Source organism: Bradyrhizobium sp. CCBAU 45389 (assembly GCF_028128625.1).
GTDB lineage: Bacteria > Pseudomonadota > Alphaproteobacteria > Rhizobiales > Xanthobacteraceae > Bradyrhizobium > Bradyrhizobium liaoningense_B.
On record NZ_LBIY01000054.1, the window covers coordinates 1 to 6,611 of the forward strand.

The 6,611-nt window shown below is 58.6% G+C and carries 4 protein-coding genes and 1 pseudogene; 2 read left to right on the top strand and 3 right to left on the bottom strand.

Annotated features, from left to right (window positions below):
- Positions 1-175: 175 nt before the first annotated feature.
- The 3 genes and pseudogenes from XH79_RS07175 to XH79_RS07185 all read right to left on the bottom strand — a co-directional run.
- A pseudogene (locus XH79_RS07175) lies at positions 176-827 on the bottom strand (IS3 family transposase); the annotation flags it as partial.
- Positions 828-1,273: 446 nt separating this feature from the next.
- Positions 1,274-3,625 carry a type II secretion system secretin GspD gene (gene gspD / locus XH79_RS07180; RefSeq protein WP_333938837.1) on the bottom strand — a complete coding sequence of 784 codons (2,352 nt, stop codon included), beginning with the start codon at positions 3,623-3,625 and terminating at the stop codon, positions 1,274-1,276.
- Between the two features lie 257 nt (positions 3,626-3,882).
- Complete coding sequence (locus tag XH79_RS07185) at positions 3,883-5,106, bottom strand: glycerophosphodiester phosphodiesterase family protein (protein ID WP_271581206.1); 1,224 nt, start codon at positions 5,104-5,106, stop codon at positions 3,883-3,885.
- A 287-nt stretch (positions 5,107-5,393) separates the two neighbouring features.
- Between XH79_RS07185 and XH79_RS07190 the strand changes: the two genes are divergently transcribed.
- Together XH79_RS07190 and XH79_RS07195 are read left to right on the top strand one after the other, a co-directional pair.
- Positions 5,394-5,744, top strand: a complete 351-nt coding sequence (locus XH79_RS07190) for a transposase (RefSeq protein ID WP_271581207.1) — start codon at positions 5,394-5,396, stop codon at positions 5,742-5,744.
- A 33-nt stretch (positions 5,745-5,777) separates the two neighbouring features.
- Positions 5,778-6,611, top strand: an 834-nt coding sequence (locus XH79_RS07195; protein ID WP_271581208.1) for an IS3 family transposase, incomplete at its 3' end; no start/stop codon positions are given.

The following is a 6,611-nucleotide window of genomic DNA, read 5'->3' on the forward strand; positions in this document are numbered from 1 at the left end:
TGTCGCCAGGCCCGTGCATGCTCGTGCCGAGCTGGCCGTTGAGTTGAACGCGTGAAGCCGCTTCAGCACGAGCCACGACGGCTTGCAGGTAATGCTCTGCAAGAGCAGGATTGTCTCAAGGACACCCGCACCGAGCAGTGTGGCCGCCGTGCCGACGCTAGCGATCTTGCCGAGCCTGGTTCGGGCGCGTGATCTCCATGCCGCGCAGCAGATATGGATAGATCTTATGTCCAGGCTCGGGCTTGGTGGTGCGCGGCCGGAGGTAGAGCGCCTCTATCCCCATCCGCCGCATCAGCGTTTTGACATGCCGGCGGCCGATCTTGCTGCCCTCGGCAGCCAGCAGGTCTCGCAACATTCGCGAACCGGCGAAAGGAAACTCCAGATGCAGCCGGTCGAGCCGTTGCATGATTGCGAGGTCGGCGGGCGGCACGGGACGTGGTAGATAATAGACTCTGCCACGGCTGATCTTCAAAACTTCCGCCTGCCTGGTGATCGGCAGATTGTGCTCACGATCGATCATCGCTTTGCGCTCAGCAGGCCCGCTTTGCTGAGCGCGCCTTCTAAAAAATCGTTCTCAGGGTCAGCTCCCCGATCTTGGCGTGCAGCGCTTTCACGTCCACCGTGGGCTCGCTCATCCGGTTGCCTCCGCCAGGACCGAACACATCGGCCGCCGCTTCCTGAAGCTGGGCCTTCCACTGCGTGATCTGGTTCGGGTGCACGTCGAAATGCTAAGCCAGCTGGGCCAGCGTCATCTCGCCCTTAATCGCGGCTAAAGCCACCTTCGCCTTGAATGCCGGTGCGTGGTGCCGACCGGTTCGTCTGCTCATCGTCTCTCCTGATTCGCGGGTCAATCTTGCCCGCCATCAGGCAGAAACTCCACTTACCGCCCTGTCCAAAATTCCGGAGCCAGCTCTGAGTGTATCTGTGTCGCGAGTCCTTCAGAGACCCGGGATCGTGACACGGTTGATACGTGCACGCACCTGACATGGCCTGAGCTAACTTGATTTCCCGCAGCTGCGGCCTGAATACAGAGATCGGCTGTAGCTTCGTACGCCCTTGTTTCGTCGAGGTCTTTTTCCTGCATGAGGCCAAGCTTCGCCAGCGCGTTGCCGCGTAGCACAGGTAGGGTGTGCCGCTGCTATCGCAATGGCACCCGCGCTTGCGGGCGCGAGAACGACAAGCAGAGCCAACTGTTGCGACGTCACGAAGGTGGATGAGCTGCGGAAAACTTTGTGCAACATGACGCTGATCAGCAGATGTACGGACATGTAGGTCATCGGATGCTCTCGTCGACCGTGCCCCGAAGCTTTGAGCGTAGCTCCTCGGCCAGCTGATGCGCGTCGCTGCCGTCCCGAATGATCTGGGGGCGAATGAATATGATCAACTCCGTGCGTTTTCCTTTGTTGCCTCGATGTGAAAGCGCATCGTCAAGACCTGGAATCTCGTCAAGCAGCGGGATGCCGTTCCGATTGCGGTTCTGTTGTTCGCTAATCAATCCTGCCAGGAGCACTGTTTGACCGTTTGCCAGCGAGATCAAACTCTTCAGTTTCCGCTGGGACACGGTCGGCGTGAGGCTGGTTGAGGTCTGCGGCGATACGTTGCTGATCTCCTGTTCGACTTCCAGGCTGACGTTTCCATTTGCGGTGACCCGCGGCACGACGCGAAGAATAATGCCGGTGGTGCGGTACTCGATTGTGTTGACCACGGCGTTGTTTGAGGACAGTACGGTCGCGCTGCCCGTGGAGACGGGAATGACATCGCCGACCTGAAGGGTTGCGGTCTGGTTATTAATGACGACGAGTGACGGGTTGGACAGCACTCTTACGCTGGTCACCTCGTGCAGCGCGTCGAGGATGACGGCAGGCTGTGTCTCAGATCCAATCAGGAAGTTGAAGCCCGGCAATGCGCGGTTGATCAGGGCCTTTGTCACGGTAGTCATGGCACCGGTAGTCGCATCGGTTGTCGTTGTTGCTGGGGGCGCCGAGCTCGATTGTGTGTTGAGGATAGAGCCTTGATTGGGCCTCAGGCCGAGTTGTTTGCTCGTTAGATACGTCTGGACGCCATAACTTAGCGCGTCGGATAGCGTCACCTCGGCGATCGTCGCCTCGATGCCGACTTGCAGCACGGGCTGATCGAGCTGTTGTAAGGTGGAGATGATGATGCGATAATTCTCGTGATCCGCGTAAACCAGAAGCGAATTGTTCACGACATCGGCTGTAATCCGCACGTTAGCCGTGATCGGCTGTCCGCCGCCAGTCCTCGTGTCGATTGCGCCGGGGGCTGCGGCTCCGTTCGCAGAATTGGCGTTGGACAAGGTGGAAGTGCCCGCGCCCGTACTGCCTTGCAGGTGGTTGGCTGGACTAGCCGACGAACCGGATGAAGTCGTGTTCAACAACAATCGTTCGGCAAGGGAGGCCTGACCACCTGGTCCAGAAGCGAGCTGACTTTCGGGGCTGTCGCGTGAGGCCGAGGCATTGCCGATGAACATTTCGGTTAGCACCTTGCCCAATTGGCGGGCGTCACCGTAGCGGACGCGATAGACGTGAACGTTGTTTCTAGCCGAGCCGGCTACGTCGAGACGCCGGATCCAGGCCGCTGCGGCCCGCAGCAGGGGGGGCTTGCGCGTCACAACCATGATCGCGTTCAACCGATTGACAACCTGAAGCTTTACCAGATTTTGACTGAGCCCATCCTCTCCGGAATCCATAATCTTCTCGAGTTCGGCGATCAGAGGCTCGGGCGCGGAATTGTTGATCGGGAAGATGCCGACGGATTGGCCACGCATCCAGTCGACATCAAAGCTCAGGGCAGTTTCGACAGCGGTGCGTCGCTCGGCTCCGGTTCCTTGTATTAGAAGCAGGTTTCGTGAGGGGTCTGCGCGGACATTACCGGCGCGCGTTGCAAAGCTGTCTAGCAGCTTGAGGGTGGTCTGAGCTCCAACATGTTGCAGTGGTACCACCGAAATCCCGTAACCGGCTTCGGGGTGACCGGCCTGGACGTCGACATGGCCGGTTCCGATGGCCTTGTGGAGGGGCGTCAACTTGTATCCGCCTCCCTCTCGCACCAGGACGACTCCCGAAAGTCGTAGTGCACTCTCTAGCACGAAAATGATGTCGGATCTTGGCACCGGTCGTGCAGAGGTGAGGGTGACGGTGCCCTCCACCTCGGGATCTATTGTGAAGCTAAAACCAAGAATGTCCCGGAGCACCACAATTGCAGCAATGGCAACGGGCGTGTTCTCGAAGTTCAGATCGTAGCCGGGCCCATTCGAGGTCGGCTGTGGCCGGATCTCCGCGACGTCGGAGATCTCTGAGCCCAGGTCGGTGCGGCCTGTCACGCGTTCGGTGTTCGCCCATTCCTGGACGACCGGCCCCCGCTGTTCGCCGCGCGGCAGGAGGTCAAGGGATCGGACCTTGTCGAGTACGTCGACATCGGCTGGAGCCGTGGTTGGTCCGCTGAGTGTAGCCATACTGCAGGAGGCGAACAAGAGCATTGTCGCGGCCAGCAAGAGGTTGCGGGCAAGCTCACCGAACAGGCTTCGATTAGCAACTGACTCAATGGCGCGACTGCTTAAATAGAAGCTGCCAGTTGCCAGGGCTCGCAAATCCACCAGGAAATCGATCATGTCCTCGATTGCATGCCGCGTCTCGGGGGCAGAACTAATCGCCGCTGGTCGCAAAAAGCGGATCGCGTCAAACAGGCCGGGAAATTTGCGACGGTGTAACGAGTTTAAGCAATTCATGTAGTTGCGGTGAGGCGCCTCAGACGGCTGGCGCCCCGCGATGAGTTTGCTAATGGGTCCATTCGTCCGCGAATTTGTCGCTTTCGAAGAGAGAGGCTAGAGAGGCTAGAGAGGCTAGAGGAGACGACGACGATTGAAACTCAGTCGTTCCAGATCACGCGCGTGTTACGGCGGTTAGCTTTCTTGAGAGTCTCGATGGCGGTCAGCGGGTCGTCGCTGAGCACGTAGCCGTAGCTCGCAGCCGCAACGTTAATCATCCAGATCAAGTCTTCCCGAAGATCAGCGGTATCCTCCCCGTAACCGAATTTGGACTTCCAGTACCAATTCGCCGGCGTCACGCAGCACTCGCCACGGTGGGAGAAATACTGATAGTTTGTTGTTTCTGGAAACGGTAGGTAATTGCCCATCACCTTGGGAGAACCGGTTGTCCGTAACGCTGAATAGGAGTTTAAGATGTTGTTCAGGGGAAAGCTGAGCCGATCGTCGTATTGCTTCACGATCAATTCGGTCCCCCACACGTAAGGCCTCTCGTAATAAGCGCGCCAGTTCCGGAGAGCTTGGTCTGTCCCTCTGCTCATATCGATAAAGTTCGAAAGGAACCCGGGAATGAAGCGGAAAGACCCAGCCTCTGTTTTGGGGTCAAAGATACCAAGCTCCTCAAAGTCTGCCGGCGTGGCGGCGCGGATCTTGGAGACATTCATCTTGAAGTACACCCACTTGGTCGCGGGGGTGCCCCAAGCGTTCTTGTGTCTCTTCACGATCTCCCATGCCGAACGGGCAGTATGGACATCCCGAATGTCCAGAAACAGGATGATGGCGATCTTGTTGTCGTGGATAAAGTCTAGGATGTCGCCCAGGCTTGGCAGGTTTTCTTTGGAGACCGAATTCACGTTGGTGCTGGCTGTCCGTAGTTTCAATTCTTCCGTCGGAAAGTAATATTCCGACAACAACGGATTGAAGCCCGTGTCATTGTATGGGTCGTAGTTCTGCATGCCGCTGCCGCTGACGTCGCCGACGTTCGTGGTGCGGCCCAGCTTGGCGTCGTGGAGCAAGATCACCTTCCCCCCAGGGGTCGAGCGCAGATCAATTTCAACGCATTCGATTTTCTTGTCTGCTGCGGCTTTGATCGCGGCACGAGAGTTTTCGGGGATATCTCGAATTTCACGAATCCGGCTGTTGATACCCAGGACCGAGCCATGCAGGCCTCGATGGGCGCACACCAAGGTGAGGTCGCGGCGCGAGTGCAGTAGAAGCTCGCCGATTTTGTCCGTGTTGTATTCACCCGCGAGCCCCGTGCTTCCAATTAAGGTCAGCGCTAGAGCGGCCGTAACCAGCGCTTTGATCCTCAAAGTACACTTCTTCATGGTATGTACCTCTCGTCGCACGGCAATGGCGAATCTGGAGCAAAGCGCCACTGACACGGCAGGGCGCCGTGCGGCCTGGGAACGCAAACAGCAAATAATGGGCCAATCACCTCAAACTTGCGCAGATGAGATCCGCCGTAACAGCTGGTCAGAATGAGCGCGCTTGCTGTCCGGTGGTAAGTTTGCACTTGTTTGGTTTCCGACATGTCGCATGCGGCATTGGGCGCGAAGTTGCGACAAGGTGCTGCATTGTTCGCCGTCAGGGCCTGTGAGACAAACAGGGGATTTTGCGGAGGGAGGATTTCTGGTTCAAGGACATTCGGCGCCAGACCCGCCGGCAGTATTCCGCGGAAGAGAAGATCCGCATAGTGCTGGAGGGATTGCGCGGCGAGGAGAACATCTCCGAGCTTTGCCGCCGAGAAGGCGTTGCCGCCTCGATGTATTACGGCTGGTCCAAGGAGTTTCTCGAGGCCGGCAAGCGCCGCCTGGCCGGCGACACGGCGCGAGCTGCGACATCCGGCGAGGTGAAGGACCTCCGCCGGGAGGCCGCCGCCTTGAAGGAGGCCGTCGCCGATCTGACCCTGGAGAACCGTCTGCTCAAAAAAAGTATGAACGGAGATGGGGAGGACGAGGCATGAGGTATCCCGCCTCCGAGAAGGCCGAGATCATCCATTTGGTCGAGCAATCGCACCTTCCGGCCCAAGCGCACACTGGACAAGCTCGGGATCCCGCGCGCCACATTCTATCGCTGGTATGATCGCTACCGCGAGGGAGGCGTTGAGGCGCTGGCCGATCATCGGTCTCGACCAGACCGGGTCTGGAACCGCATCCCGGACGATGTGCGGGGCCAGATCATTGACCTGGCGCTGGAGTTACCTGAGCTGTCGCCACGCGAGCTGGCCGTGCGGTTCACCGACGAACGAAAGTACTTTGTATCCGAGGCGTCGGTCTATCGGGTGCTGAGGGCGCATGACCTCATCACCGGCCTGGCCTATGTGGTGATCAAGGCCGCGAACGAGTTCAAGGACAAGACGATGGCCGTCAACCAGCTCTGGCAGACCGACTTCACCTACCTCAAGATCACCGGATGGGGGTGGTACTATCTCTCGACCGTGCTTGACGACTTCTCGCGCTACATCGTGGCCTGGAGGCTTGGTCCCACCATGTGCGCTTCCGATGTCACAGCCACCCTCGACCAGGCACTCGCCGCCTCCGGCCTTGACCACATCGCCGTCGCGCACCGGCCAAAGCTTCTCAGCGACAACGGTTCGAGTTACGTCGCGGACGATCTGGCCAAGTGGCTCGACCAGAAGGGCATGCAGCACGTGCGCGGCGCTCCGTACCATCCTCAGACTCAGGGAAAGATCGAGCGCTGGCATCAGACGCTCAAGAACCGCAATCTGCTCGACAATTACTACCTATCCTGTGATCTCGAACGTCAGGTACGGTCCTTCGTCGAGCACTATAATCACCTCCGCTATCATGAGAGCATCGACAACCTCACG

Bases quoted from the DNA above. Each gene is read 5' to 3' on its own strand.
- XH79_RS07185 (WP_271581206.1), bottom strand. From the start codon at position 5,106: ATGAAGAAGTGTACTTTGAGGATCAAAGCGCTGGTTACGGCCGCTCTA.
- gspD (WP_333938837.1), bottom strand. From the start codon at position 3,625: ATGATCGATTTCCTGGTGGATTTGCGAGCCCTGGCAACTGGCAGCTTC.